This is a genomic window from Azospirillum humicireducens (assembly GCF_001639105.2).
Lineage (GTDB): Bacteria > Pseudomonadota > Alphaproteobacteria > Azospirillales > Azospirillaceae > Azospirillum > Azospirillum humicireducens.
Genome location: NZ_CP015285.1, coordinates 592225 through 618176, shown reverse-complemented (window position 1 = coordinate 618176; position 25952 = coordinate 592225). Strand labels below are relative to the sequence as shown.

General features: G+C 67.4%; 27 protein-coding genes. 12 read left to right on the top strand and 15 right to left on the bottom strand.

What is annotated here, in order from left to right:
- Positions 1 to 44 precede the first annotated feature (44 nt).
- The 4 genes from A6A40_RS02795 to minC form a co-directional block, all read right to left on the bottom strand.
- Positions 45 to 1451 (bottom strand): CRTAC1 family protein, encoded by a 1407-nt coding sequence (locus A6A40_RS02795; RefSeq protein WP_063634009.1) that lies wholly within the window; start codon positions 1449 to 1451, stop codon positions 45 to 47.
- A gap of 286 nt (positions 1452 to 1737) precedes the next feature.
- Entirely contained in the window at positions 1738 to 2097 is a 360-nt protein-coding gene (gene minE, locus A6A40_RS02790; protein WP_063634008.1) for a cell division topological specificity factor MinE, read from the bottom strand.
- Positions 2094 to 2909: a septum site-determining protein MinD gene (gene minD, locus A6A40_RS02785; RefSeq protein ID WP_014247062.1), complete on the bottom strand. Its 816-nt coding sequence runs from the start codon at positions 2907 to 2909 to the stop codon at positions 2094 to 2096. Before minD ends, minE begins: the two co-directional genes overlap by 4 nt.
- A 94-nt stretch (positions 2910 to 3003) precedes the next feature.
- Positions 3004 to 3771: a septum site-determining protein MinC gene (gene minC, locus A6A40_RS02780; RefSeq protein ID WP_063634007.1), complete on the bottom strand. Its 768-nt coding sequence runs from the start codon at positions 3769 to 3771 to the stop codon at positions 3004 to 3006.
- Between the two features lie 810 nt (positions 3772 to 4581).
- On the opposite strand from minC, the gene A6A40_RS02775 reads away from it, so the two are divergent.
- From A6A40_RS02775 to A6A40_RS02730, 10 genes are all read left to right on the top strand, one after another.
- Positions 4582 to 5337 carry a PhoH family protein gene (locus A6A40_RS02775; RefSeq protein WP_063634006.1) on the top strand — a complete coding sequence of 252 codons (756 nt, stop codon included), beginning with the start codon at positions 4582 to 4584 and terminating at the stop codon, positions 5335 to 5337.
- A gap of 217 nt (positions 5338 to 5554) precedes the next feature.
- Positions 5555 to 7753, top strand: a complete 2199-nt coding sequence (locus A6A40_RS02770; RefSeq protein WP_063634005.1) for a bacteriohemerythrin — start codon at positions 5555 to 5557, stop codon at positions 7751 to 7753.
- Between the two features lie 75 nt (positions 7754 to 7828).
- On the top strand, positions 7829 to 8443 hold the full coding sequence (locus A6A40_RS02765; RefSeq protein ID WP_063634004.1) for an SCO family protein: 615 nt from the start codon (positions 7829 to 7831) through the stop codon (positions 8441 to 8443).
- Between the two features lie 251 nt (positions 8444 to 8694).
- A complete protein-coding gene (locus A6A40_RS02760; protein WP_063634003.1) occupies positions 8695 to 9063 on the top strand; it encodes an AtpZ/AtpI family protein in 369 nt (122 codons plus the stop codon).
- Between the two features lie 12 nt (positions 9064 to 9075).
- Positions 9076 to 9819 carry a F0F1 ATP synthase subunit A gene (locus A6A40_RS02755; protein ID WP_014247056.1) on the top strand — a complete coding sequence of 248 codons (744 nt, stop codon included), beginning with the start codon at positions 9076 to 9078 and terminating at the stop codon, positions 9817 to 9819.
- Positions 9820 to 9899: 80 nt separating this feature from the next.
- On the top strand, positions 9900 to 10124 hold the full coding sequence (locus tag A6A40_RS02750) for an ATP synthase subunit C family protein (RefSeq protein ID WP_012973363.1): 225 nt from the start codon (positions 9900 to 9902) through the stop codon (positions 10122 to 10124).
- A gap of 92 nt (positions 10125 to 10216) precedes the next feature.
- Complete coding sequence (locus A6A40_RS02745) at positions 10217 to 10867, top strand: F0F1 ATP synthase subunit B family protein (protein WP_082860701.1); 651 nt, start codon at positions 10217 to 10219, stop codon at positions 10865 to 10867.
- Positions 10864 to 11343, top strand: coding sequence for a F0F1 ATP synthase subunit B family protein (locus tag A6A40_RS02740; protein ID WP_063634002.1), 480 nt, complete (start codon positions 10864 to 10866; stop codon positions 11341 to 11343). Before A6A40_RS02745 ends, A6A40_RS02740 begins: the two co-directional genes overlap by 4 nt.
- Positions 11344 to 11516: 173 nt before the next feature.
- On the top strand, positions 11517 to 12302 hold the full coding sequence (locus A6A40_RS02735) for a DODA-type extradiol aromatic ring-opening family dioxygenase (protein ID WP_063634001.1): 786 nt from the start codon (positions 11517 to 11519) through the stop codon (positions 12300 to 12302).
- A 190-nt stretch (positions 12303 to 12492) separates the two neighbouring features.
- Complete coding sequence (locus A6A40_RS02730) at positions 12493 to 14496, top strand: sensor histidine kinase (RefSeq protein WP_236783712.1); 2004 nt, start codon at positions 12493 to 12495, stop codon at positions 14494 to 14496.
- Here A6A40_RS02730 and A6A40_RS02725 read toward each other — a convergent pair whose 3' ends face one another.
- From A6A40_RS02725 to fdhD, 11 genes are all read right to left on the bottom strand, one after another.
- Positions 14497 to 15186, bottom strand: coding sequence for a class II aldolase/adducin family protein (locus A6A40_RS02725; RefSeq protein WP_063633999.1), 690 nt, complete (start codon positions 15184 to 15186; stop codon positions 14497 to 14499).
- 100 nt (positions 15187 to 15286) lie between these two features.
- Positions 15287 to 16342 (bottom strand): formate dehydrogenase subunit gamma, encoded by a 1056-nt coding sequence (locus A6A40_RS02720; RefSeq protein WP_082860846.1) that lies wholly within the window; start codon positions 16340 to 16342, stop codon positions 15287 to 15289.
- Positions 16343 to 16367: 25 nt separating this feature from the next.
- Positions 16368 to 16568: a hypothetical protein gene (locus tag A6A40_RS02715; protein WP_063633997.1), complete on the bottom strand. Its 201-nt coding sequence runs from the start codon at positions 16566 to 16568 to the stop codon at positions 16368 to 16370.
- Positions 16565 to 17242 (bottom strand): formate dehydrogenase FDH3 subunit beta, encoded by a 678-nt coding sequence (fdh3B, locus tag A6A40_RS02710; RefSeq protein ID WP_063633996.1) that lies wholly within the window; start codon positions 17240 to 17242, stop codon positions 16565 to 16567. Before fdh3B ends, A6A40_RS02715 begins: the two co-directional genes overlap by 4 nt.
- 18 nt (positions 17243 to 17260) lie before the next feature.
- Positions 17261 to 20161 (bottom strand): formate dehydrogenase subunit alpha, encoded by a 2901-nt coding sequence (locus A6A40_RS02705; protein WP_063633995.1) that lies wholly within the window; start codon positions 20159 to 20161, stop codon positions 17261 to 17263.
- Positions 20162 to 20174: 13 nt separating this feature from the next.
- The gene (locus tag A6A40_RS02700; protein WP_236783711.1) at positions 20175 to 20429 is read right to left on the bottom strand and encodes a formate dehydrogenase; all 255 of its coding nucleotides are present in this window, start codon (positions 20427 to 20429) and stop codon (positions 20175 to 20177) included.
- 17 nt (positions 20430 to 20446) lie between these two features.
- Positions 20447 to 21073: a TorD/DmsD family molecular chaperone gene (locus A6A40_RS02695; RefSeq protein WP_063633994.1), complete on the bottom strand. Its 627-nt coding sequence runs from the start codon at positions 21071 to 21073 to the stop codon at positions 20447 to 20449.
- 397 nt (positions 21074 to 21470) lie between these two features.
- Positions 21471 to 22019 carry a DUF3306 domain-containing protein gene (locus A6A40_RS02690; RefSeq protein ID WP_063633993.1) on the bottom strand — a complete coding sequence of 183 codons (549 nt, stop codon included), beginning with the start codon at positions 22017 to 22019 and terminating at the stop codon, positions 21471 to 21473.
- Positions 22016 to 22528 (bottom strand): DUF3305 domain-containing protein, encoded by a 513-nt coding sequence (locus A6A40_RS02685; RefSeq protein ID WP_236783710.1) that lies wholly within the window; start codon positions 22526 to 22528, stop codon positions 22016 to 22018. The genes A6A40_RS02690 and A6A40_RS02685 overlap by 4 nt, the downstream gene beginning before the upstream one ends.
- Positions 22525 to 23169 carry a molybdenum cofactor guanylyltransferase MobA gene (mobA, locus tag A6A40_RS02680; RefSeq protein ID WP_063633991.1) on the bottom strand — a complete coding sequence of 215 codons (645 nt, stop codon included), beginning with the start codon at positions 23167 to 23169 and terminating at the stop codon, positions 22525 to 22527. The genes A6A40_RS02685 and mobA overlap by 4 nt, the downstream gene beginning before the upstream one ends.
- Positions 23159 to 24040: a formate dehydrogenase accessory sulfurtransferase FdhD gene (gene fdhD, locus A6A40_RS02675; RefSeq protein ID WP_063633990.1), complete on the bottom strand. Its 882-nt coding sequence runs from the start codon at positions 24038 to 24040 to the stop codon at positions 23159 to 23161. The genes mobA and fdhD overlap by 11 nt, the downstream gene beginning before the upstream one ends.
- A gap of 86 nt (positions 24041 to 24126) precedes the next feature.
- Here fdhD and A6A40_RS02670 point away from each other — a divergent pair, with 86 nt between their 5' ends.
- A complete protein-coding gene (locus tag A6A40_RS02670) occupies positions 24127 to 24825 on the top strand; it encodes an ABC transporter permease (RefSeq protein WP_063633989.1) in 699 nt (232 codons plus the stop codon).
- Positions 24826 to 24942: 117 nt separating this feature from the next.
- The gene (locus A6A40_RS02665) at positions 24943 to 25794 is read left to right on the top strand and encodes an ABC transporter substrate-binding protein (protein WP_082860700.1); all 852 of its coding nucleotides are present in this window, start codon (positions 24943 to 24945) and stop codon (positions 25792 to 25794) included.
- Positions 25795 to 25952: the final 158 nt, after the last annotated feature.

Sequence of the window (25952 nt, the reverse complement as noted above, 5' to 3'; positions counted from 1 at the left end):
GTGCTGAAATATTTGGGTGCGGACGGTATGCCCGCCAAGCCGCCTTACTCCGGCGGATAGGGAATGGTCAGCAGTCGGTCGGCGGGCGGGTTGTCCACCGTCACCACGGTGCCATCGGGCCAGCGCACCTCCACCTGCTCCACCGCATGGAGCGGCCCCAAGCCGAAATGGGCGACCGGTTCGCCCTGGCAGAGATAGCCGGAGCCGGCGCACACCGCCCGTCGCTGGCGGCGCCCGCCGGCAATCAGGCTGACCACCGCACCGCGGGCCGGCGCGCCGAAGGGGGTCAGCGGCTGCACGCGCAGCCAGCCATTGTTGGTCGCCTGCGGACGGAAGACCGACAACGGCTGTGCGCTGCCCTCTGCGCCATGGCCGCCGCCATGGGAGCCCCCATGGGAACTGCCATGCGCCAGAATCAGCTCCAGACGCCCGTCGCCATCGATGTCGGCCGCGACGGCGCCGGTGCCGAACCCTTTCGGCTCGGCAGCGTCGCCAAGGTCCAGTTCCTGCCACTGGTCATTGCGCCAGCCGAACAGGCGGTTCGCCTCGCCATGGGCATGGAAGAACAGTTCCTCATAGCCGTCATTGTCGAAATCGGCGGCGACGACGGTGAAGATGCGGCCGGGCATCGAGAAGTCGGCACCAGCCGTTTCGACGAAGCCGCCGCCCATGCGCTGCTGGAAATAGCGCTGCGCGCCGTCCCAGGTGCCGACCACGAGATCGAAGAGCCCATCGCCGTCAGCGTCCAGCGCCACCACCGCGCGGCCGGAGGGGCGCGAATCGGCGATACCGCGCTCTTCCGCGATTTCCTCGAAGTTGCCGTCGCCCAGGTTGCGGAACAGCTCGTTGGGACCGCCGTCGTTGACCGTCACCACGTCCATATGGTCCGACACGATGGACAGGGCGGTGACGCCGCGTGCCGCGCCGATCGAGTCCAGCCCGGCCTCCTCCGCCCCATCCTCCAGCCGGCCGCGGCGGGTCAGCTCGTACAGGCGCAAGGGCCCGCCATCCGTCGCCACCAGGAAGCCGTAGCGGCCATGCCCCCAACGGTCCATCGCCGCGACCGCGCCGGCCGCGGTGTGGTTGGCGGCACCGGCATTCTCCGCCTGGGCGAACAGGTCGAGCCAATGCTTGCCGAAGCAGGCGAACAGCCGGTCGGCCATGTCCTTGACACCGGTGGTGCGGTCGCAGTTGACCACATACAATTCTTCCCGCCCGTCACCGTCGATATCGGCGGCGGCAAGCCCCAGGGCGGGACCGGCGGCATCGGCGAGCAGCGGTCCGGCGATGTCGACCAGCCGGCCGTCCACCCATTTCAGGACGAGGTTGGCGGTGCGGTAGCCGGCCACGACCAGTTCGAAGGCTCCGTCGCCGTCGATGTCCGTGACCGCAATTCCGTTCGATGGCCGCGGCGGGTTCTCGGCGATCAGCGACGAGCAATCGAGGAACATCGGCACCCTCTTGTCCCGTGGTCGGTCCGCCGCCGCCAACCCCGATCGCTCGACCGGTCATAGGCAGGCCTTTGGAGCCAATGGCCTTTCGTGCGGCGTATCTCTGTTGATACCCCGTCGCCGCGCGCCCGTAAACCCGGACGGATGATCAGGGGCGGCCTATGTCCGATGCCGAAGCCGTTTGCGGACCGCGCGGATGGCGCCCAAAACGCAAAATCCCCCCGGCGCGGCCGCACCGGAGGGAGGCTGGCAGTTCGGATGACCGCGACAGCAGCCGCGCGCCCGCTCAAATGCGCTTCTTCGCTCCGGCATTGCCGCTGATCGGGCGCTTGGCCGCCGCATCGTCGTTGCCGGCCGGCTTCTCCGCCGCCTTGGCCGCAGCGGCCTTGGCCTGTTCGCGGGCCGGCAGCTCGATGTTGACCTCCAGCGTCGAACAGTCGCCGCCGCGGTCGAGCTTCACCTCGACCTTGTTCTCGTCGATGTTCACGTATTTGGCGATGACCGCCAGCAGCTCCTGCTGGAGCATCGGCAGATAGTCGGGGCCGCTGCGCCCGGCGCGCTCGTGCGCCATGACGATCTGCAACCGCTCCTTGGCCTGGACCGCCGACGCGCGCGGCGCCGCGCGGAAGAAGTTGAAGATGCTCATGCGCTCCTCCGCAGGAGCCGGCTGAACAGGCCCTTCTTCTGGGGGGTGACGAAACGATGCTCGATGTCCTCACCCAGGAAGCGGCCGACCGCGTCCGAATAGGCCAGGCCGGCGTTCGAGACCTCGTCCAGGATCACCGGCATGCCGACGTTGGAGGCGCGCAGCACCGCCTGGCTTTCCGGAATGACGCCGAGCAGCGGAATCGCCAGGATCTCCAGAACGTCATCGACCTTCAGCATCTCGCCCTTCTCGACGCGCTCGGGGTCGTAGCGGGTCAGCAGCAGCTGCTGGGTCACCGGCTCCAGCCCCTGCTCCGCCCGGCGGGAGCGCGAGTTCAGCACGCCCAGGATGCGGTCGCTGTCGCGCACCGACGAGACTTCGGGGTTGGTGACGATGATCGCGTGATCGGCGAAATAGAGCGACATCAGGGCGCCGCGCTCGATACCCGCCGGGCTGTCGCACAGGATGTAGTCGAAGTCCTTCGACAGCTCGTTCAGGACCTTTTCCACCCCTTCGCGGGTCAGCGCGTCCTTGTCGCGCGTCTGCGAGGTCGGGAGGATGTAGAGATTCTCGATCCGCTTGTCCTTGATCAGCGCCTGGTTGAGCTTCGCCTCGCCATTGATGACGTTGATGAAGTCGAAGACCACCCGGCGTTCGCAACCCATCACCAGATCCAGGTTGCGCAGGCCAACGTCGAAGTCGATGACGACCGTCTTGAAGCCGCGAAGCGCCAGTCCGGTCGCGAAGGCCGCGGACGAGGTCGTCTTGCCGACACCGCCCTTGCCGGAGGTCATGACGATGATCTTGCTCAACGGAGCCTCTCCCATAATCCCAAAGTTGCCGTCACCGATACCATAGACGATCCGAAGATTTCACCCTTCGGAAAAGAACCTGTCCTCCAGCGTCTCAGCCGCTCTTCAGAAGGTCCATGCTCAGAACGCCGTCGCGCAGGAAAACCTGCACGGCTTTCTTATAAAAGTCACTGCCGATATCTTCGCTGACGCGATAATTGCCTGCGACCGATAGCACCTCCGCCTCCAGGCTGTGGCAGAAGATGCGGGCGTTGGTGTCGCCGGAGAAACCGGCCAGCGCCCGGCCGCGCAGCGCGCCATAGACATGGATGTTGCCGTCGGCCAGCAGCTCCGCCCCCGGCGAGACGGAACTGGTGACGATCAGGTCGGTCTTCTCGGCATACACCCGCATGCCGGAGCGCACCGGTTCGGTCACCACCACGGTGGGGCGGTGGACGACCTCGATCAGCACCTGCGGCGCGGCGACCGGCGCCTGCTGGTCATGCTGGCGGGGATCGGGCGCCTTCACCACCTCTTCCAGCTTGGCGGCGCGGCCGGCCGGCATCGGCGTCAGGCCGACATTCATCGCCGCCTCGCGCACCGGCTGCGGCCCACCCTGGAAGCCGACCGGCAGCAGGTTCAGCGCCTGGACCTGCGCCACGAAGGCGGCCAGGTCGAAGACGATGGACTCCGGCAGGTCGTCGAAATCCAGCACGACCGGCGCGTTATGGAAGAAGTTCGGCGCCTGGCGCACCTTCACGTTCAGCTGGGTGAAGAAATTCGGCGATGTCGGAGCAAAGACCTTCAGCACCATCATGGTGAAGGAGTTGCCACGCAACTGGAACGGCACATCCCGTTCGGCGACCTGACTGGCGCTGCTCACCGTAGCCTTCCCGTTCGTTCCTGCCGTCCCGTGCCGTGCATCCGGTCCGCCATGCGTCTGGTTCCGCCCTGCGTCCGGTCCGGAGCCGACCGCCATCGCGCACGGCACCGGCATCGAGCCAGCCAATCCGCGCCTTCTAGCCGTCCGCAGCGGTCGGATTCAAGAGTTTCCCCGCCCCCACGGGTGACAATCGACTGCCGCACCCGAACGCCGCGCCATCGCCCGGCGACGGGCAGATCCCCACGCACCCGGCGGCCGCCGAACGCGACGACCTGGGGTCGCGGCCATCCACCTGCGCGGACAGGCCAGGGTTGCGGAATATCGTTCGATTTCCCCCGTGGCCGCACAGTCTAATGAAACCGTCCGGCTGCGGCAAAGCCTTTCGGCCGCATCGGCCGGAAGGCCATCCGGCGGCCGATGCAGCTCTGCGGAAAGAGTTACCAATCCCGTCCCGTCCGGCTTTCCTGCGGCACCCACACCACATCTAGTATGAATATTTCGCGTCAGCCGCAATTTTGCCTGACGCGGTGCGTTAAGACCGGTACAGTCAGGTTGCGTGGCTTCCAACGACGACGAGGTTCTCTTGCACCTTGTTTCGCTTACAGAGCACCTCCGCCGTCGGCCCGCGCCGGCATGTCCGGCTCGGGCACGATGCCCGGCAGCAGCACAGGGCGAAGCACTCTTCATCGCGCATTCCTGCATCCGGTCGAGCCTCCCCCCTGCGGGAGGTTTTTTTGTGCCCGGAGTCCCGATCGACGAACCCATCGTGACCTGACCCGGCGCCACCCCCACCATTCGAGGAGATGCGACATGGCCAAGCGTTCCAGCAAAGGCATCGCCGCGGCGGACGACTCCACCGTCCACCCGCTTTTCCCCGGCATGAGCAGCCCCGCCGGCACCGGCTGGGATCCGCTCGGTGGGAGCGACGACCGCCGTGACCAGAGCTATCTCCGCAAGATCAAACCACAGAACCCCAACCAGAAGCTGCTGATGGACGCCATCAAGACGCACAATCTGGTGGTGGCGCTGGGGCCGGCCGGAACCGGCAAGACCTACATCGCCATCTCCTCGGCGGTGGAGGCGCTTGAATCCGGCAGCGTCGACCGCATCGTGCTGTCCCGTCCGGCAATCGAGGCCGGCGAGAGCATCGGCTATCTGCCGGGCGACATGCATGAGAAGATGGCGCCTTTCCTGCGCCCACTCTACGACGCGCTGACCGACCGGCTCGGCTCCAAACGGTTGCGGATGATGATGGCCGACGGCACGATCGAGATCGCGCCGGTGGGCTTCATGCGTGGCCGCACCCTGAACAACGCCTTCGTGGTGATCGACGAGGCGCAGAACTGCACCTATGCCCAGATCAAGATGCTGCTGACCCGGCTGGGCTGGCATTCCACCATGGTGCTGACCGGGGACCCCGACCAGACCGACCTGCTGGACAACCTGTCCGGGCTGGCCGACATCGCCCGCCGGCTGGAGGCGGTGGAGGGAATCGCGGTCGCCCGCCTGACCGAGAAGGACATCGTCCGCCACCCGCTGGTCGCCAGCATGCTGACGGTGCTCTGACCATAGCCATTCTCCGTAAGGTTGCGATGGAGGCGCCGATACGGCGCCTCCCGGCCCCGCTCACCCACGGCTTCGCCCCTCACACCCTGTTATGGTTGCATTTATGACATTTCGTTGAACAAAGCGTAGGCTATACGAACAATTCAGCTTGACGACGACCTCCGCTCCGGCAAATGTCCCCAGAATTTTAAGGGCATAGCCGAAGGGGACCCCTGCCGTGACCGTTGCCGTGTTCGAACGCTTCAGCATCCGGGGCAAGATCGCATTGATCCTGGCGGCGGCCGGTGTCGGGCTCGTCCTGATCGCGGCGGTCAGCCTGTTGGGACTGCGTGCCGAGATGATGGCCGACCGCCGCGACAAGACCCGCAATGTGGTGGAGATCGCCCACAGCCTGATCACCCATTTCGAGGCACGCGAACGGGCAGGCGCCCTCTCCCGTGCCGAGGCGCAGGCCGGCGCGAAGGCGGCGCTGAAGGACCTGCGCCATGACGGAGACGAGTATTTCTTCGTCACCGACCTCAGCCCGCGCATGGTCATGCACCCGATCAAGCCGGAGCTGGACGGCACCGACGTGTCGCGCAACGCCGACCCCAACGGCAAGCTGCTGTTCCAGGAATTCGTGCGCGTGGTGAAGGCGGACGGCGCCGGATTCGTCGATTACCTCTGGCCGAAGCCCGGATCGGCGGAGCCGGTGGCGAAGCTGTCCTACGTGAAGGGCTTCGCTCCGTGGGGCTGGCTGGTCGGGTCGGGCATCTACATCGACGACGTCGACGAGGCCTTCCGTCTGGCCGCGTGGCGGTTGGCCGGCACCGGCCTGCTGATCACGCTGGCCGCCGGGCTGCTGGCCCTGCTGGTCAGCCGGGCCATCGTCCGGCCGCTCGCCGGCTTGGGCCGGGTGATGCAGGATTTGGCCGGCGGCAACAGTGCGGTCGCCGTGCCGGGCCTCGGACGCGGCGACGAGATCGGCGCCATGGCCCGCACCGTCGAGGTCTTCCGTGTCCAGCAGATCGACCTCGCCCGCCATTGGGACCGGCAGAAGATCGAACATCGCGTCAGCGGCCAGCGCACCCAGGCGTTGAAACGGCTGACCGACCGTTTCGACGCCACCATCGCGGAAACCATCCGCAGCGTCGGCACCGCCGTCGGCACGTTGGAGACCACCGCCCGCGCCCTGTCGGCCACCGCCGACCGCAACCGACGCGAGGCGACCTCCGTCGCCGGTGCCTCGCAACAGGCGTCGAGCAGCGTGCAGACGGTTGCTTCGGCGGCGGAGCAGCTGACCGGGTCCATCGCCGCGATCGGTCAGCAGGTGGTGACCTCGTCGGCCATCTCGACCCAGGCTGTGGAGGCCTCGCACAAGGCCGGCGAGCGGATCGACGGGCTGGGCCATGCCGCCCAGAAGATCGGCGAGGTGGCCGACCTGATCGCCGGAATCGCCGGCCAGACCAATCTGCTGGCGCTGAACGCCACCATCGAGGCGGCACGCGCCGGCGAGATGGGCAAGGGATTCGCCGTGGTGGCCGGAGAGGTGAAGACGCTCGCCAACCAGACCGCCAAGGCCACCGAAGAGATCGCCCGTCACATCGCCGAGGTGCAGGACGCAACACGGGCCGCCGTCGCCGCGATCCGTGAGATCGGCACCATCGTCGCCCGCAGCGACGAGATCGGCACCACCATCGCCGCCGCCGTGCAGCAGCAGGGGGCGGCGACCGGCGAGATCGCCCGCAGCGCCGGAGAGGCGGCGGAGGGCACCCGGCAGGTATCCACCAGCATCGACGCCGTGTCGGACGCGGCGCTGGATACAGAACGCTCGGCCGGCGCGCTGCTGGACGCCGCCGGCGGATTGTCGCGGCAGGCGGAGGGACTGCGCGGGATGGTCGACGCCTTCCTGGTCAATGTCGAGGCGATCAACGCGGCGCCGCTCGCCGCTCTGCATGACACTCCGGCGGAGGGGTCGGAGACCTTCATGCCCTGGACGGACAGCCTGACGGTCGGGGAGGAGGGTATCGACACCGACCACATGATCCTGATCGCATTGATGAACGAGGCGGCCACCCTGGCCCGGCGCGCAAAGGACTCCCCCGGCGGCCGGCGCCCCCTGGGCGAGGCGGTCGGCAGGCTGCTGGCCTACACCGACCTGCATTTCGAGCAGGAGGAGCGGCTGATGGACCAGTGCGGCTTTCCCGACGCCAAGGCCCACAAGGCCCAGCACGAGGCGCTGCGCACCCGCGCCGGCGATCTGCGCCGCCGCCTGGATGCCGGCGACTCCGTGGCCGACGAGCTGCTGGCGCTGACCCGCGAATGGCTGTTCGAACACATCCAGCAAGCCGACAAGCGCATCGGAGAGCATCTGGCCGCAACCCGCCGAATGGCCGGCGGCACAGCGGAGCCGTCCGCGACCAGACGGGCGGCGTGAGGGGCATATGGCCTACGGACTGGCGCCACCCTGCCTCTTGACCTGGGTGGCCGGCGGCCCCATTCCTTTCGCATCATGAAGGCACGACTCATCCGCATCGCCGCCGCGTCCGTCCTCGCCATTGCCGTGTCCGCCGGCATCGCCTGGTGGCAGGTGCGCAACGCCGCAACCACCGTGGAAAGCGGAGCGAAGACCGCCGTGCCGATCGGCGGGCCCTTCACGCTGACCGACAATCGCGGCCGCAGCGTCACGGACGCCGATTTCCGCGGCAAATACATGCTGATCTATTTCGGCTACACCTACTGTCCGGACGTCTGCCCGACCGAACTGGGGGTGATGACCCAGGCGCTGGACCAGTTGGGACCGAAGGCCGAGCGGGTTCAGCCGGTCTTCATCACGGTCGATCCCGACCGCGACACTGTGGCGCACATGAATGACTATGTGGGGCTGTTCCACCCCCGGCTGGTCGGGCTGACCGGCACGGCGGAGCAGGTGCGCGAGGCCGCCCGCGCCTACCGCGTTTATTACGCCAAGGCGCCGCAGAAGGATGGCAAGCCCGAGGATTACCTGATGGACCATTCCAGCTTCATCTATCTGATGGGGCCGGACGGAAAGTTCGTCGGCGTGTATCCCGGCGGCACCGCGGCCGACAAGATCGTGCAGGACCTGTCCGGGCGGATCGCCGGGTAACCTGCGCATAGGGGGTGAAAAGCCCCCGAAAACCCCGGAAAAGCGGTCATACCACCGGGTTTTTTCGCATGCTGGAGCGGGACAACGCGCCGCAGCGCGGCAAATTCCGCGACATTTCCTGTCTTTCTCAATCTTTTCAATGGTTTACACCGCAGGTTTTGCGACTTGACAGGGTAACGCCCCACCCGTATGGTCTCGCCGCTTTCGCATGGCTGCGAGCCAACGAGTGCCAAGGGCGATTGAGAGGCGGAATGGACAACAGAACGCCCCCCGATCCTTTGGACGACCTCGAAGCCCGGTTGCGGAAGGCGCGTGAGGGACAACGCGGCTGGTCGGGCGGACCCGGTAGCAAATACCACCGTCCGCCCCAGGGGCCCCTCGCCACCGCCTGGCGCATCGGGACAGAGCTTGTCGCAGCCATGATCGTCGGCGTCGGCGGCGGGCTTCTGCTCGATCGCTGGCTCGGCACCGCGCCCTGGGGACTGATCGTCATGTTCTTCCTGGGGGCCGCGGCGGGAGTCCTGAACGTCTACCGGGCCGTCACCGGCTTCGGCATCGCCGCCGGCTACCGCCGGCCCACTGGGGACGACAACGAGCGCCAAGACGGCGACGCACACTGAGCGAGGACGACCTTGGATCCGCTGCACCAGTTCCAAATCAACCCGTTGTTCCAGATCGTGCTCGGCGGCTACGACGTCTCCTTCACGAACTCGGCCTTCTTCATGGTCGTGGCCGTGGCGGCGATCTACGCCCTGCTGGTCATGGGCATGGCGAACAAGTCGATGGTTCCCGGCCGCCTGCAGTCGCTGGCCGAGATGTTCTACGAGTTCGTCGCGAACCTGGTGCGCGACAACGCCGGCCACGACGCCAAGCCCTACTTCCCGTTCGTGTTCTCGATCTTCATGTTCGTGCTGTTCGCCAACATGATCGGCATGATCCCCTACACCTTCACCTTCACCAGCCACATCATCGTGACCTTCGCCCTGGCGGCCACGGTGTTCGTGTTCGTGACGGTTCTGGCCCTGCTGAAGCACGGCCTGCACTTCTTCTCTTTCTTCATGCCGCACGGCGCTCCGATCGCGCTCGCCCCGATCCTCATCCCGATCGAGGTGATCTCCTACGTGATGCGCCCCGTCAGCCTCTCGATCCGACTGTTCGCCAACATGATGGCCGGTCACACGATGCTGAAGGTCTTCGCCGGCTTCACGGTCATGATGATCAGCGGTCTCGGCGCGCTGGGCTTCGTCACCGGCCTCGTCCCGCTGGCGATCAACGTCGCCCTGACCGGCTTCGAGTTCCTGGTGGCTTTCCTGCAAGCCTACGTCTTCTCGATCCTGACCTGCCTGTACATCCGCGACGCTCTGGAGCTGCACTGAGCGGCTCCCGGCGAAAGGCCGGACCTCCTGTCCACCTCAAGTTCCAACAAGTTCACCCTTACCTAGAGGAAGAGAGTACAATGGATCCTCAAGCCGCCAAGTTCATCGGTGCCGGTCTGGCTGTCATCGCCCTCGCCGGTGTCGGCCTGGGTATCGGCAACATCTTCTCGACCCTGATCGGCTCGATCGCCCGTAACCCGGCCGTCCAGCCGAAGGTCTTCCCGATCGGCATTCTGGGCTTCGCGCTGACGGAAGCCGTCGCGCTGTTCGCGCTGCTGATCGCCTTCCTGATCCTGTTCGCCTAAGGCCAGAGCGGCTTTTAAAAAAACAGCTCTGACGCGGCGCCGGGCTTCTTCGGGAAGTTTCGGCGCCGCTCCTTTGCCTAGGGGGACCGATCATGCCGAACCTGTTGGCCAAAGGCCGGCTGGCCCGCTGGTCGGGAGTGGCGGGCGCCTCGCTCGCCACCCTCACCACGATGGCCGGCACCGTCCTGGCGGCCGCGGCGGAGCACGCTCCGGACGCGGCGCACGGCGGCGAGCACGCTTCCGGCGGCCTGCCGCAGCTCAATCCCGCCAATTTCCCGACCCAGATCTTCTGGCTGGCTCTGACCTTCGGCGTTCTCTACTACCTCATGTCCAAGAAGGCGCTTCCGCGCGTGGCCGAGGTTCTGGAAGCGCGGCAGGAACGCATCTCGCGCGATCTCGCCAAGGCCGCCCAGCTGAAGGAAGAGGCCGAAGCCATCCTGGCCCAGGTCGAGAAGTCCCTCGCCGGCGCCCGCGCCGAGGCCCAGGGCGTCATCGCCCAGGCCAGCGCCGACATCGAGGCGAACAACCAGGCCCGTCAGGCCCAGTTGAACGCCGACATCGCGGAGCGTCTGCGCAACGCCGAGGCGTCCATCGCCGAGGCCAAGGATCAGGCTCTGGCCAACATCCGCGCCGAATCGACCGGGATCGTCCGCGACATCGCCGGCCGTCTGGCCGGTGTCGAGGTCGATCAGGCCCAGGCGGACGCCGCCGTCGCGGCTGTGCTTGAGGAGCGCCGGGGATGAACTCACCTGAATTTTGGGTCTTCGTCGCCTTCGTCATCTTCGTGGCCCTGGTCTGGAAGAAGGCGTCGGCTGCAATCGGCACCATGCTCGATGGCCGTGCCGAGCGCATCCGTTCCGAACTGGACGAAGCCGAGCGTCTGCACAAGGACGCCCAGGCCCTGCTGAACGGCTATCAACGCCGTCTGGCCGACGCCCAGAAGGATGCGGAGGCTTTCCTGGCCCACGCCCGCGAGGAAGCCACCCGCCTCCGGGCCCAGGCCGGAGCCGACCTGGAAGCGTCGCTGAAGCGCCGCGAGGCCCAGGCCATGGACCGCATCGCCCAGGCGGAAGCCGCGGCGCTGGCCGAGGTCCGCAACCTGACCGTCGACGTCGCGATCGGCGCCAGCAAGCGCGTCCTGTCCGGCGGCCTGCCGCCGGTCCAGGCCGACAAGCTGATCGAGCAGTCGATCGGCGAGCTGCCGAAGCACCTGCACTGATCTGTCCTCACCGGTTGGAGTTCACCGGGTTCCTCCGCAGACAGTTCCCGATCATTGTTGCGGTACGAACAACGGACTTTGGATAAACCCCGGCCTAGGCGCCGGGGTTTTTCTTTGGTCGAATGGAAGCGTCCCCGCCCTTCCCCACCGCCCGGCCGGAGTTCGGTTCGTCCATGTCGTCCAATGTGCAGTTCCCCTCGGTCTTCGTCTCCCACGGCGCCCCCACGCTGATCCTGGAGACCAGCGCAGGCCGCGACTTCCTGGCCGGGCTCGGCCGCAGGCTCGGCCGGCCGAGCGCCATCCTGGCGGTGTCCGCCCATTGGACGACCCGCGTTCCGGCGGTCAGCGGTGCCGCGGCGCCGGAGACCGTCCACGACTTCTACGGCTTTCCCGACGCGCTCTACCGCATGCGCTATCCCGCCCCCGGCGCGCCGGCTCTGGCGGAACGGGTCGCGGAACTGACCGGCGCCGTGGTCGATCCGGCGCAGGGGCTGGACCATGGAGCCTGGGTGCCACTGATGTTGATGTATCCGGAGGCCGACATCCCGGTGGCGCAACTGTCGGTGATGCCCCACCGCAGCGCCGCCGACCACATCGCGCTGGGGCGGCACTTGGAGTCGCTGCGGCGGGAGGGCGTGCTGATCCTCGCCAGCGGCGGCGCCGTCCACAATCTGCGGGAGTTCCGTTTCGGCGGCACCGGCACCGCCGCCTGGGCGACCGGCTTTGCCGGCTGGTTGGACCGGACGCTGGAGGCCGGCGACACCCAGTCCCTCGGCGACTGGCTGACCGCCAGCCCGGACGCCCGCCGCGCCCATCCCAGCGACGAGCATTTCCTGCCGCTGCCGGTGGCGTTCGGCGCCGCCGGGCCCCAGCCGAGGACCGAGCGGCTGCATGCGGGGTTCGAACATGGCAGCCTGGGCATGCACGCCTACGCCTTCACCTCCGGAGAGGCCGCCTGACCTTTGGCGGTACTCCGTCGCACACTTGCCTGTTTGCCTGAGGGGATCACCAAGCTACAATCCGCGCCGCGCGGAACCGGCCACAGGTTGTGGCCGCCCATGCAACTCGTCAGGCACAGCGCAAGCGGGAGTCGGTGTGAAGCGGAACGGCATTCTGTCCCGGAGCGGCCGCCGGACCCGATTCCGCGACATGACCGTGTCGGCCCGGATCAGCACGGGCTTCGGCATCGCGCTCGGGCTGGTGGTCCTGCTGGCGCTGGTCGGGCTCGGCTGGTTCTACGCAGTGTCGCGCGACATCGGCGCCTTCTCCGGCCGCGCCGACCTGTCCCAGGCGGCGGCGGACGCCGATGTCAGCCTGCGCGACCTGGAGGTCGCCGTGCGCGACCATCTGACCTACGGCGACGACCAGAGCCTGCTCGACGCCTCCTGGCGGCACGACACGCTGCGCGAACGGCTCGACACCCTGTCCAAAGGCGCGCTCGAAACCGCGGACCGCCAGGGCGTCGACAAGGCCAAGTCAGCGCTCGATGAGTATTGGACCGCGGTTCAGACTGTCATCGCCCTGCGCAGCGACCGCAGCGGCCAGATCACCGGGGTGCTGGAGCCGATGGTCGCCCAGACCCGTCAGAGGCTGGATCATCTCAAGAGCGCCGGCGGCGTCGATTCGACCGCATTGGCCAGCGACGCGACCATCGCCGTGCTGCTGATGCAGGACCATCTGACCCGCTACATCGACCGCCGCGACCCGCAGGATGCCGAGGCGATGCGCGCCCAGCTGGCCGTCGCCCGCGACCGGCTGGCGGAAATGAACCGTTACCTATGGGTTCCAGGCACGAAGCAGGCGATCGACGAGGTGGCGGCGCTGCTGTCCAAGGCCGGGGGCGTGCTGACCGCCATCGAATCGGCCGTCGCCGAAGAGGATACCCTGCGCGCCGAGGCGATGGCCGCCAACGCCGCCGGCATCGCCGCGAATCTGGGAGAAATCCGCCGACGGGCGGAGGCCGGAACCCAGGCGCTGCGCGGCACGCTCGCCGACGGGCTGTCGGCCTACACCAAGGTCGCCCTGTGGATCGGCGGTGCGGTGCTGCTGGCCGGGCTGCTGGCGCTCTGGCTGGTCCAGCGCAGCGTGGCCGCGCCGATGAAGACCATGGCGACCGCCGTGACGGCTCTGGCCGCCGGCCGCACCGAAGTCACGCTGCCGGCGCTGACGGGTCAGGATGAGATCGCCGCCATGGCCCGCGCGGTCGAGACCCTGCGCAGCGTCGCCGAAGACACCGAACGCGAGCGCCGCGAGGCGGAGGTGGAGCACACCCGACTGCTGCGCGAAAAGGCCCTGGCCGAGGCCTCAAGCCGGGCCAAGAGCGATTTCCTGGTCAATATGGGTCAGGAACTGCACGGCCCCCTGACCGAGATCGTCAACGCCAGCCAATCGCTGATGACCGATCTGCACCGGTTGGGCGTGAACGAACTCGCTTCCGACGTCGAGCATATCCAATGGACCGGGGAACAGTTGACCACCCTGGTCGACGCCCTGATGGACTATGCGAAGATCGAAGCGGGGGCGATGGACGTCTGCCTGCAGGACTTCGACATCAACAGACTGTTGACCGAGGCACGCGAGCGAGCGATGCCCGCCGCAGATCTGTACGGCAACGCGCTGGAGCTGTCAGTTCCCGCCGGGCTCGGCCAGATGCATTCCGACTTCACCAAGGTGCGGCAGACCCTGCTGAACCTGCTCGACAATGCCTGCAAGTTCACGCAGGAGGGCACCGTCACCCTGTCGGCGGAGCGCGTGGAGCGGAACGGTGCCCGCTGGTACCGCTTCACCGTCGCCGATACCGGCCGCGGCTTCCCCAGCGCACAGACCGGGCGGCTGTTTCAGCCTTTCGTCCAAGGGACCGGCAGCGGTGCCGTTGCAACGCGTCGGCAGGGCAAGCCGCGGGGCGCCGGACTGGGCCTGACTTTGGTCGGCCATTACACCGCCATGCTGGGCGGCGACATCGAGGTGGCGAGCGAGCCCGGCCAGGGCACCCGCATCACCGTCGCCTTGCCCGCCGTCTACGAAGCACCGGCGGAAGAGCGTCCGTTGCAGGTGGAGGCGGTCGGGAATGCCAAGCCGCTGCTGCGGGTCGCCTCGCTGAAGCCGGCCGGCCATCTCGCCGGCAACGCCTCAATGACCCAAATCGGACCGTAATCAGGAGCGGGGACGCGCGGTGTCTTCCAGCGCGTCGCTATCGTCGACCGGCTGGCCGTACTTCATCCGCCGCATCTTCTCCGCCACCCGCGCGATCTCATCGGGTGGCAGGATCACCGGCTCGCCGAACTGCTGGGCATAGAGGTATTGGCGGGCCAGCGTCTCGATCTCCACCGCAAGGGACAGGGCGCTGGCCACGCTCGTCCCCAGCACGATCACGCCGTGGTTGGCGAGCAGGCAGGCCAGCCGCCCGTCCAGCGCCGTCAGGGCATGGTCCGACAGTTCCTGTGTGCCGAAAGTGGCGTAGGGAGCGCAGCGGATCGAATCGCCGCCGGCCAGCGCCACCATGTAATGGAAGGACGGGATGCCGCGGCCATGCACTGCCAGCGCGGTGGCGAAGGTCGGATGGGCATGGAGGACGACCGTCACGTCCGGCCGCGCCCGCAGGATGTCGCGATGGATCCGCCATTCCGACGAGGGCCGGCGATTGCCCAGATAGGTTCCGTCGAAGCCCATCTCGACGATGTCGTCCGGCGTCATGGCGTCATAGGGCATGCTGGTCGGCGTGACCAGGAAGCCGCCCTCGACCCGGTGCGACAGGTTCCCCGACATGCCCTGGTTGATGCCCAGCCGGTTCATGGCGAGGCAGCCGTCGATCACGGCTTGGCGTTCGGCGAGATGGGTGGTCATGGCGGGCGCATCCGGGATGGAGGAGCGCCAAGGGGGGCATGAAGTGTGGAGAGGGTCAAGGGGAGTTCGCCATTGATGGCGCTCCCCCCGCCCCAACTCCCTATTCCGCCGGCGTCCCGTGATGATGGCCGTGGCTCACCTTCTCACCGGTGACATCCTCGACCCACAGCGAATGGTGCTCGCGCGCCCATTGCAGCTCGACCTGACCGTCGCCCATGGCGGCGAAGGCGCCCTCCATGCCGACGGAGCCGATGTAGATGTGCGCCAGGATGATGGCGATCATGATGATCGCGATGGCGGCATGGAGCAGTTGGTAGAGCTGCAGCTCCTCCAGCGTCGCAAAGCTGAAGGGGAAGATCAGCTGCACGCCGGTGAAGCCCAGCGCGGCGCCGCCGACCACGGTGGACCAGAAGATGACCTTCTGGCCGCCGTTGAACTTGTGCGCCGGCGGATGGACGCCCTTGGAGAACAGGCCGCCCGCCTTCAGGAACCAGGTCAGGTCATGACGGGACGGTATGTTGTGCCGGGCCCACATGACGAAGATCAGCGCCACGCCGACGATGAAGGTGAAGCCCAGGAAGTTGTGCGCCAGCTTGCCGTAATGGGTGAAGGCGGCGAAGGGCTCCGGGCCGATCAGCGGCAGCAGGGTGTAGCGGCCGTACAGAACGTTCAGGCCCGAGATGGCCAGCACGACGAAGCTGCTGGCGGTCAGCCAGTGCACGCCGCGCTCGAAGGCATTGAAACGCTCGATCGTCCTGCCCGTCTTCTCGCCGTCGATGCGGATGCGGCCGCGGACCAGGAAGAACAGCACCAGCAACGCCATGATGCCGGCAAGCACCCACGAGCCGTACTGGCTGAGCGGTCCGTTGCGCACCGCGCGCCAGGCCTCACCTTCCGACTGGATCAGGACGCCGGCCTGCTTGTTGGGGATGGAGACGGTTCCCCGTTCGCCCAGCCGGATGCCGTGCCAGCTCTCTGCCACGCTTTTCCCCGGAACCTGGGTCGGCACCGGCGGCGCGTCACGGTCGATCTGCTGCGTGTTGGCCTGCTGATCGGCCGGACCGCCGAGGCGGACGCTGGACTGGGCGCCGGCCGGCGATGCCGCGCCGGCGGCAAGGCCGATCCCGAGCAGCAGAGCGGCGATAGCCGCCTTCATGCGATGACCTTCCATCGGACGCTCCCTATCGCACACCCTGATAGGCGGTGCGCCGTTCCAGCGCACGCACCTCGTCCGCGGTGCGCGGCGTGTCGGCCGCGCCCCGGTAGACGCCCTTGTCCAGATGGATCGGGCGCGGGGTCGCATCCTCCTGGCACCCGGCCAGGAGGAGCGAAGCGCCAAACACCAGCAGGACAATGCGCGTCCCCACCATCGTCACCGTCACAGCCCCTGCTTCTGCACGGGCAGACCACCGGCGCCGCCGCCGGTGCCCTGGAACAGCGAGCCGCCGGGCTGGCCGCGCTCCTGACCCGACTTGGTCTGGTAGGCGGTGCCCCAGCCCCAGGCGCCGGAGCCGAAACCGCGGGCGGTCACGCGCTCGCGGTAGATGTCCGACACCTTGTCGGCGTCACCGGCCAGCAGCGCCTTGGTCGAGCACATCTCGGCGCAGAGCGGCAGCTTGCCTTCGGCCAGACGGTTGCGGCCGTATTTCTTGAACTCGGCTTCCGAATTGTCGGGTTCGGGGCCACCGGAGCAGAAGGTGCACTTGTCCATCTTGCCGCGGGTGCCGAAGTTGCCGGCCTGCGGGTACTGCGGCGCGCCGAACGGGCAGGCGTAGAAGCAATAGCCGCAGCCGATGCACAGGTCCTTGTTGTGCAGGACCACGCCTTCGGCGGTCTGGTAGAAACAGTCGACCGGGCAGACCGCCATGCAGGGCGCGTCGGAGCAATGCATGCAGGCGACCGAGATCGTCCGCTCGCCCGGCTTGCCGTCGTTGATGGTCACGACGCGGCGGCGGTTGATGCCCCAGGGCACCTCATTCTCGTTCTTGCAGGCGGTGACGCAGGCGTTGCACTCGATGCAGCGCTCGGCGTCGCACAGGAACTTCATCCGGGCCATGGTTCAAACTCCTGTGCGTCAGGCCGCCTGGATGCGGCAAAGGGTGGTCTTGGTTTCCTGCATCTGGGTCACCGAATCGTAGCCGTAGGTGGTCGCCGTGTTGGCGGCCTCGCCCAGCACGATCGGGTCGGCCCCGGCCGGGTATTTGGAGCGCAGATCCTGCCCCTGATACACGCCGCCGAAATGGAAGGGCATGAAGGCGACGCCGCGGCCGACACGCTCGGTCACCATGGCCTTGACCTTCACCTTGCCCTTTTCCGGGCCTTCAACCCAAACCAGCTGGCCGTCCTTGATGCCGGCATTGTTGGCGTCGAACGGGTTGATCTCGACGAACATGTCCTGCTGCAGCTCGGCCAGCCAGGGGTTGGACCGCGTCTCGTCGCCGCCGCCCTCATACTCGACCAGACGGCCGGAGGTGAGGATGATCGGGTATTCCTTCGACACGTCGCGGTCCTGGATGGACTTGTACAGCGTCGGCACGCGCCAGGACTTGGTGTCCTTGTAGGTCGGATAGCTGGCGACCAGATCGCGGCGCGGGGTGTAGAGCGGCTCGCGGTGGATCGGAACCGGGTCCGGGAAGTTCCAGGCGACGCAACGCGCCTTGGCGTTGCCCGGCGGGTTCAGGCCGTGCTTGATCGCCACGCGCTGGATGCCGCCCGACAGGTCGGTGGTCCAGGACACCGTGCCGATCTTGTCGCCGCCGATCTTCTGGATGACCGCCAGTTCCTCCGGCGTCAGGTCCGCGTCGAAGCCCAGCTTCTGGAGCATCGCCATGGTGACTTCCGGATAGCCGTCCTTGATCTCCGACCCTTCCGGATAGGAGCCCTCGGCCAGCAGCGTCACGCCGTTGCGCTCCACGCCGAAGCGGGCGCGGAAGGCGCCGCCGCCCTGGGCGACCGGCAGCGAGGTGTCGTACAGGTTGGCGGAGCCCGGATGCTTCATCTCCGGCGTGCCCCAGCAGGGCCAGGGCAGGCCGAAATACTCGCCGTCGCACGGGCCGCCGACGGCGCGCAGCGTGGTCTTGTCGAAGGTGGCCTGATGCTGCATGTGCAGCTTCAGACGTTCAGGCGACTGGCCGGTGTAGCCGACGGACCACATGCCGCGGTTCCATTCGCGGGTGATGTCCTCGATCACCGGGACTGTGCCCTCGACCTTGATGTTCTTGAACAGCGGTCCGGCAAAACCGAACTTCTTCGCGAACAGATACATGATCTCATGGTCCACCTTCGATTCGAAGAGCGGCTCCATGATCTTGTCCGACCATTGGACAGAGCGGTTGGACGCGGTGCGTGAGCCGACCGTCTCGAACTGGGTGGCGGCCGGCAGCAGGTAGAAGTTGTCCTTGCGGTCGGGTAGAACGGCGGTCATCGTCGGGAATGGATCGACGACGACCAGCAGCTCCAGCGTCTCCATCGCCTTCTTCATGTCGGGCAGACGGACCTGGCTGTTTGGCGCGTGGCCCCAGAAGACCATGCCCTTGACCGGGTTCGGCTGGTCCAGGTTCTCCTTGGCTTCCAGGACGCCGTCGAACCAACGGGACACCGGAATGCCGGTGGCCTCCATCAGCTTCTTGTCCTTGAAGCGGGCCAGAACCTCGTCATACGGCACGTCCCAGACGCGCGCCCAATGGCGCCACGCCCCCTCGGCCAGACCGTAATAGCCGGGCAGGCTGTCGGAGGTGACGCCGAAGTCGGTCGCACCCTGCACGTTGTCGTGGCCGCGGAAGATGTTGGTGCCGCCGCCGGCCACGCCGACATTGCCCAGCGCCAGCTGCAGCACGCAATAGGCGCGGGTGTTGTTGTTGCCGATGTGGTGCTGGGTACCGCCCATGCACCAGACCAGTGTGCCCGGACGGTTGGAAGCCAGAGTGCGGGCGACGCGCTGCAGTTGCGAGCCCGGAACGCCGGTGACGCGCTCGACCTCTTCCGGCGTCCACTTGGCAACCTCGGCGCGGATGTCGTCGAAGCCGTAGACACGCTTGGCAATGTAGTCCTTGTCCTCCCAACCGTTCTGCAGAACGTGCCAGAGGATGCCCCAGACCAGCGCCACGTCGGTGCCCGGACGGAAGCGGATGTATTCGTCGGCCTTGGCGGCGGTGCGGGTGAAGCGCGGATCGGCGACGATCAGCGGGGCGTTGTTCTGCTCCTTCGCCTTCAGCACATGCATCATGGCGACGGGATGCGCCTCGGCGGCGTTGGAGCCGATGAAGAACAGCGCGCGCGACTTCTGGATGTCGTTGTAGCTGTTCGTCATGGCGCCGTAGCCCCAGACGTTCGCCACGCCGGCCACGGTGGTGGAGTGGCAGATGCGCGCCTGATGGTCGACGTTGTTGGTGCCCCAGAAGGCCGCGAACTTGCGGAACAGATAGGCCTGTTCGTTGCTGTGCTTGGCGGAGCCGAGCCAGAACACCGAATCCGGGCCGGACTGCTCGCGGATCGACAGCAGCTTGGAGCCGACCTCCTCGATCGCCTGGTCCCAGCTGATCCGGGTCCATTTGCCGTCGACCATCTTCATCGGATAGCGCAGGCGGCGGTCGCCGTGGGCGTGCTCGCGTACCGAGGCGCCCTTGGCGCAGTGCGCGCCCAGGTTGATCGGGCTGTCGAAGCCGGGCTCCTGCCCGATCCAGACGCCGTTCTGCACCTCGGCCACCACCGTGCAGCCGACGGAGCAGTGGGTGCAGATCGACTTGACCTGCTTGACGGGCGCGCCGGCGATGGCCGCCGCGGTGGCGGCGTCGGCCTTCTTCACCATGCCGAACGGCATCGCGGAGGCGAGCGCGGCACCGCCGGCGGCGATGCCGGAGGTGCGCAGGAAGGCGCGGCGGTCGACCGTCACGCCGGTGGCGGAGGCCAGCGTCTGGGTCAGCGTGCGGGCAAGGTGACGGCCGCCCGAGGTGGCCGAGCTTTTCTTGATGAGCATCGGGGCGTTCCTCTTAGAAGCGGCTCAGTTCGTAGACCCGACGGACATGGTCGGTCTCGCGATAGCCGGTGGAGGTGGTCGTCTCCGCCGGGGCGGCCTCCGCGGTCCCGCCGGTGGCGGTCACCCCGGCGGCGACGGCGCCCAGCGCACCGACGCCCAGGCCGGCGACGCGAAACAGGTCGCGCCGGGCGAGCGCCTTGTCGATGTTCTGGGGGTCCGTGTTCTGCTTGGCTGCTTCTGCTTTGGCTTTGACCGCATTCCGCGTCATGGCTTCGCTCCTCACCTTTACGCCGCAAGGTCGAAGGCGCGCGCCTCGACCGCCAGAAAACTTCGTCCGACCGCGCCGACCGCCCGGTAGAAGCGGGCCGACGGCGAGGTTTCCAAATCCGCGAAGAACCGCCCGGCCCAGGAGCCGACATGGCGGTCGAAGAATGCCCGCTGCGCCTGGAGATCGACCGTTCCGCCGTCCTCCGGCGCGAATTCGCCGCCGATCAGGCCGGCCATCATCTCGCACAGCGCTGCGATGTGATCCTCCGGCTCCGTCACGCCGTCGGCGCGGGCGATGCCCAGCCGCGCCATGTGGACGCGCAGCTCCGCCAGCGGCTTCTCGTTCAGGAATCCAGTCAGATAGTACGAGCCGTAGGGAGTGCGCTCGCTGCCGCCGACGCCGATGAAGAGAGTGGTGAACTCCTCCTCCACCGCGGCGGGGTCGCTGCCGCGCGCCGCTTCGGCCAACTGGTTCAGCGCCGCGCCGAACTCGCCGCCCTCCCCCGCCACGCCGGCCAGCGCGGCCAGGAAGTCCGCGTCGGGCGCGCGCGACAGCAGGCGGGCCAGCAGGCCGTACACCTGCGCACGCAGCAGTTCCTCCTCCGCGACCGCGGGGGAACCGGTATGACCGACGGCCCTGGACACGCCGCAAACTCCTCCCGGACACACAGACGGGGATGCCGGCGTCCGCGATCACACCGCGCGCCGTCCGTTGGCCCCGTCCTAAACCAATTTTGATGCACCTGCGAAAAGCCTTTGCCTTACAGTGGCTTAGCATTGCACAGACAGATAATAGAAGGACTGAACCTATCCTTTTGTCAACCAAGGACACGTCCAGAAGTGGAGACAAATGAAACTTTGTCTCCGCGCTATGCTCGCGCTAACAGAGCGCCCCTTGGCTTTAAAGGGGTTTGATCCGGCGTGACGATCAGCCGCAATTCGAGAGGAAATTTGCGAGGGGGAAGGATCCTCCCTCTCCCGCCCCGGGAGAGGGAAGGGGCCCGCCGCATAGCGGTGGGAAGGGTGAGGGGTGGCGCAAGGATCAGGTAAGTTCGGGACTCTTGGATTGCCCCTCACCCTCCCCACTTCGTGGGTCCCCTCCCTCTCCCGGGACGGGAGAGGGCTCTGCGGTCTTCGCCCCTTCCGCAGCCTCGTCCAACATGTTCAGGAAGCCCTCGCCGACGCGGTAGAGGGTCTTCACCGGGACGTTGCCGGTGAACAGGCTGGCATAGTCGTCGGCGTAGTCCTTCAGCCCGTCGTCGTTGGCGTAGATCGGGTCGGAGGTCCACAGCTTGCGCAGAGCCTGACGGTGCAGATCCTCCGGCACCTCGGCGCGCAGGAACGGAGTGAAATCGGACTCCCCGGTCAGTTCCTCGACCGGCGGCAGATCCTTCAGCGGGTCGTCAGCCTCGTCATCCGCGTCCTGCGGAGCGTCCGGCTGCGCCGCCTCGGCCGGCGCCTCGTCGGCGATCGCGACCGGAAGGGCCGCCGCGTCCTCGACGGGCGGCGGAACGTCGACGGCGTCCGGCTCCGGCTTGACGGCGGTGCGCTTCAGGCGTGACCAGCGCGACAGGAAGGCTTCGCCGCTCATTGCCGCCGGTCATCCTTCTCGAAGTGGCGCTTGCGTTCACGCTTGTGGAAGGGGACGTCGACATGGTGCTGCTCGACGAAATCGCGCACCAGCGCGATCACCTCCGCCGGCATCGGCACGGTGTCCACGACGTCGGCGCCGACCTGATAGCCCTCCCCTTCATGGGCCGACGCGGTGACGGTGAAGGGCACCAGCTCCTCTCCGTCGGGACCTGGGCGCATCACCACCCACAGGCGCGGCGGGTCCTGCGACAGGTTCAGGCGATACCCCTCGGTGTCGGTGCGGAACAGCTCCAGCGTCAGGGTGACGGCATGGCTGTGGGTCCAGCCCTCGCCCTCCATCAGGACGCGACCGGGAGGATCGACCGGGCCGGCGCCGGGGATGACCGACACCGGGCGCCAGCTCCACTCGGCCCAGGCGGTGACGCCGCGGCGCCGCTCCACCACGATGCCCAGCGGCATGGTTTCGATGCGCTCGAGCGATTGGGTGCCGAGAGGTTCCGTCATCATGCGCGTCCCGACGCCAGCAGGCGTTCCGCCTCGGCCAGATCCTCCGGCCGGTTGGTGTTGAAGAAGGGATCCACAGAATTGGCCGGCTCGACGTCGAAATCGGCGACGGCCAGCCGGTAGCGGGCGGTCCAGGCATCGACCTTGCGGATGCCCTCCTCCACCATCGCCCGGCGCAGATCGCCGGCCAGCCGGATCGGCCAGAGCCCGAAGACCGGATGCTCCTGCCCGCCGGACCGGGCACAGGCGAGGTCGGCACCCTCCCGCTCCAACGCCGCGGCCATGCGGGTGACGAGATCGCGCGGGATGAAGGGCGCATCGGTGGCGAAGCTGGCGACCCATCCGATGCCGGGGGCGGTTCCGCGCATCCACTCCATGCCGGTCAGCACGCCGGCGAGCGGGCCGGCATAGCCCTCGACCACATCCGCCGCCACCGGCAGATGGAGATGGGCAAAGCGGGCCGGGTCGCCGTTGGCGTTCAGCACCAGCGGGCCGACCTGCGGCCGGACGGTGGCGACGATCCGTTCCAGGATGGTCTGGCCGCCCAGCGGGCGCAGGCACTTGTCGCCGCCGCCCATCCGCCGCGACAGGCCGCCGGCCAGCAGGACGCCGCCAATATCGGGGTGCGCTGTGTCAGTCGTCATCGCGGCTTCCCTTGCGTCCATGCCGGCGGTCCTCGTCCGCGGTCGCGGCCGTATCGGCGTCGAAGACCAGCCGGTCGGTGCCGGCCAGCGCGATGAAGCGCTTGCCCTTGGCCCGGCCGACCAGAGTCAGGTTGGCCTGCCGCGCCAGCTGCACGCCCCAGGCGGTGAAGCCGGAGCGCGATACCAGGATCGGAATACCCATCTGCACCGTCTTGATGACCATTTCCGAAGTCAGGCGCCCGGTGGTGTAGAAAATCTTGTCCCCGGCCGGAATGCGGTTCAGATGCATGTAGCCGGCGACCTTGTCCACCGCATTGTGGCGGCCGACATCCTCCATGTAGACCAGCGGCCGGTCCTCCTGGCACAGAACGCAGCCATGGATGGCCCCGGCCTCCAGATACAGGCTGGGCTGCAGGTTGATCTGCTTCGACAGCGCATAGATCCACGAGGTGCGGAGCCGGACGTCGGCGGGCAGATGGATTGACTCGAAGGTCTCCATCACGTCGCCGAAGGCAGTGCCCTGGGCGCAGCCCGAGGTCAGCGTCTTCTTCTTCAGCTTGGATTCATAATCGGTCGCGCGTTCGGTGCGGACGACGACGGTGTCGGTTTCCTCGTCCACGTCGATGCCGGTGATGCGGTCGTCGCGCCGCAGCATGTTCTGGTTCAGCAGATAGCCGACGGCCAGACAGTCGGGATAGTCGCCGATCGTCATCATCGTGACGATCTCCTGCCCGTTCAGGTACAGGGTCAGCGGCCGTTCCACCGTGACGGCGGTTTCGATCCCGCGGCCGTCCTGGTCCAGGCCGCGGACACGCTCCGTCAGCTTGGGGTTCGCCGGGTCCGGCGCTATGGTGAAGGTCTTAAGACTCATGGTAGGGCTCATGCGCGCGAGTGTGGGCGAGCGCCGTCCTTCGGACAAGCCCCGTCCCGAGCTATTCCATTTTTGATCTGGAGCCGATGCACGACTTTTCCCAGGCCATGGCGCTGGCCCTCACCATGATCGCGACGCTCGACGCGGGGCTGATCAAGATCGTCGGCCTGTCGCTGCGGGTCAGCCTGACCGCCGTCGCCGCCGCAACGCTGATCGGTCTGCCGCTGGGGGCCGCCGTTGCCGCGCTGAGCTTTCCCGGCCGGCGGGCCGTCGCCATCCTGCTGAACACGATGATGGGGCTGCCGCCGGTGGTGGTCGGGCTGGTGGTCTATCTGCTGCTGTCGCGCTCCGGTCCCTTCGGCGTTCTCGGGCTGCTGTTCACGCCCACCGCGATGATCGTCGCCCAGACGGTGATGATCGTGCCGATCGTCGCCTCGCTGTCCCGCCAGACGGTCGAGGATCTGCTGATCGAGTATGACGATTTGCTGCGCGTCACCGGCACCGGGCCGTTCCGGACGTTGGCCACCCTGCTGGCGGAGGCACGCTGGAGCCTCGTCACCACCGTGCTCGCCGGCTTCGGCCGCGCATCGGCGGAGGTCGGGGCGGTGATGATCGTCGGCGGCAACATCGAGCATGTCACCCGCGTCATGACCACCGCCATCGCGCTGGAGACCAGCAAGGGCGACCTGCCGATGGCGCTGGCGCTCGGCCTCGTCCTGATGACCCTGTCGCTGGCCGTCAACCTCACCGCATCCCTGCTGAAGGAGACGGGCGGGCGCGCATGACCGGAGCCGATTGCTCCGGTATGCGGCAAAATCGACGGAAGCTTGGCAAGTCTTTGCAAGGACGGCCGGTCCGCGCTATGCCTTTCAGGAAACAACGCCTGTTGGAGGAGTGACGCGATGCTGCGCCGTTCATTCGTGCTGGGGGTCGCTGCTGCCGCGGCCCTGACCGGTTTGATCCAGGCCGCCGCCCCGTCGGCCGCATCCGCTGCCGATCGTTTCATCACGGTGGCCTCCACCACCTCGACCGAGGATTCCGGCCTGTTCGGCTCCATCCTTCCGAAATTCACCGCCAAGACGGGGATCGAAGTGCGCGTCGTCGCCAAGGGCACCGGCCAGGCCATCGACCTCGCCAAGCGCGGCGACGCCGACGTGCTGTTCGTCCACCACAAGCCGTCGGAGGAGAAGTTCGTCGCCGAAGGCTTCTCCACCCTGCGCAAGCCGGTGATGTACAACGACTTCGTCATCGTCGGCCCGGCCGCCGACCCGGCCGGCATCAAGGGCGGCAAGGATGTCGCCGCCGCCCTCTCGAAGATCGCCGCCTCCAAGGCTCCCTTCGTGTCGCGCGGCGACGACAGCGGCACCCACAAGGCCGAACTCGCGCTGTGGAAGACCGCCAGCCTCGAGCCGGCCAAGGCCGACGGCGGCTGGTACCGCTCCATCGGCCAGGGCATGGGACCGACGCTGAACACCGCCGCGGCGATGAACGGCTACACCCTGACCGACCGCGGCACCTGGCTGAACTTCAAGAACCGCGGCCCGCTGACAGTGCTGGTGGAGGGTGACAAGCGCCTGTTCAACCAGTATGGCGTGATGCTGGTCAACCCGGCGAAGTTCGCCCACGTCAAGGCGGCGGACGGGCAGGCCTTCGTCGACTGGCTGGTTTCGGCCGAGGGTCAGAAGGCCATCGCCGATTACACCATCAACGGCGAACAGCTGTTCTTCCCCAACGCCAACGAGCCGGGGGCGTAAGGCGGGGGCTTTCTTGCGACCCTGACGATCCGCAAGGGTCGCAAGAACGGTCCAAACAGCGTTTGTCCGGATCGATCCCGATAAGATTCCCGTTCCCATCGCGCCGCATTCCCCCATATGAGTGTCGCAGGCCAGGGGCGTCAGCCCCAAGCGACAGG

What these genes read in the sequence shown, in the direction of transcription:
- mobA (WP_063633991.1), bottom strand. Translation starts at nt 23,169, where the DNA reads ATGACGACTGACACAGCGCACCCCGATATTGGCGGCGTCCTGCTGGCC.
- fdhD (WP_063633990.1), bottom strand. Translation starts at nt 24,040, where the DNA reads ATGAGTCTTAAGACCTTCACCATAGCGCCGGACCCGGCGAACCCCAAG.
- A6A40_RS02700 (WP_236783711.1), bottom strand. Translation starts at nt 20,429, where the DNA reads ATGACGCGGAATGCGGTCAAAGCCAAAGCAGAAGCAGCCAAGCAGAAC.
- fdh3B (WP_063633996.1), bottom strand. Translation starts at nt 17,242, where the DNA reads ATGGCCCGGATGAAGTTCCTGTGCGACGCCGAGCGCTGCATCGAGTGC.
- A6A40_RS02705 (WP_063633995.1), bottom strand. Translation starts at nt 20,161, where the DNA reads ATGCTCATCAAGAAAAGCTCGGCCACCTCGGGCGGCCGTCACCTTGCC.
- minE (WP_063634008.1), bottom strand. Translation starts at nt 2,097, where the DNA reads ATGAGCATCTTCAACTTCTTCCGCGCGGCGCCGCGCGCGTCGGCGGTC.
- A6A40_RS02750 (WP_012973363.1), top strand. Translation starts at nt 9,900, where the DNA reads ATGGATCCTCAAGCCGCCAAGTTCATCGGTGCCGGTCTGGCTGTCATC.
- A6A40_RS02795 (WP_063634009.1), bottom strand. Translation starts at nt 1,451, where the DNA reads ATGTTCCTCGATTGCTCGTCGCTGATCGCCGAGAACCCGCCGCGGCCA.
- A6A40_RS02725 (WP_063633999.1), bottom strand. Translation starts at nt 15,186, where the DNA reads ATGACCACCCATCTCGCCGAACGCCAAGCCGTGATCGACGGCTGCCTC.
- A6A40_RS02765 (WP_063634004.1), top strand. Translation starts at nt 7,829, where the DNA reads ATGAAGGCACGACTCATCCGCATCGCCGCCGCGTCCGTCCTCGCCATT.
- A6A40_RS02775 (WP_063634006.1), top strand. Translation starts at nt 4,582, where the DNA reads ATGGCCAAGCGTTCCAGCAAAGGCATCGCCGCGGCGGACGACTCCACC.
- A6A40_RS02685 (WP_236783710.1), bottom strand. Translation starts at nt 22,528, where the DNA reads ATGATGACGGAACCTCTCGGCACCCAATCGCTCGAGCGCATCGAAACC.
- A6A40_RS02670 (WP_063633989.1), top strand. Translation starts at nt 24,127, where the DNA reads ATGCACGACTTTTCCCAGGCCATGGCGCTGGCCCTCACCATGATCGCG.
- A6A40_RS02745 (WP_082860701.1), top strand. Translation starts at nt 10,217, where the DNA reads ATGCCGAACCTGTTGGCCAAAGGCCGGCTGGCCCGCTGGTCGGGAGTG.
- A6A40_RS02740 (WP_063634002.1), top strand. Translation starts at nt 10,864, where the DNA reads ATGAACTCACCTGAATTTTGGGTCTTCGTCGCCTTCGTCATCTTCGTG.
- A6A40_RS02690 (WP_063633993.1), bottom strand. Translation starts at nt 22,019, where the DNA reads ATGAGCGGCGAAGCCTTCCTGTCGCGCTGGTCACGCCTGAAGCGCACC.
- A6A40_RS02735 (WP_063634001.1), top strand. Translation starts at nt 11,517, where the DNA reads ATGTCGTCCAATGTGCAGTTCCCCTCGGTCTTCGTCTCCCACGGCGCC.
- A6A40_RS02730 (WP_236783712.1), top strand. Translation starts at nt 12,493, where the DNA reads ATGACCGTGTCGGCCCGGATCAGCACGGGCTTCGGCATCGCGCTCGGG.
- A6A40_RS02720 (WP_082860846.1), bottom strand. Translation starts at nt 16,342, where the DNA reads ATGAAGGCGGCTATCGCCGCTCTGCTGCTCGGGATCGGCCTTGCCGCC.
- A6A40_RS02665 (WP_082860700.1), top strand. Translation starts at nt 24,943, where the DNA reads ATGCTGCGCCGTTCATTCGTGCTGGGGGTCGCTGCTGCCGCGGCCCTG.
- A6A40_RS02760 (WP_063634003.1), top strand. Translation starts at nt 8,695, where the DNA reads ATGGACAACAGAACGCCCCCCGATCCTTTGGACGACCTCGAAGCCCGG.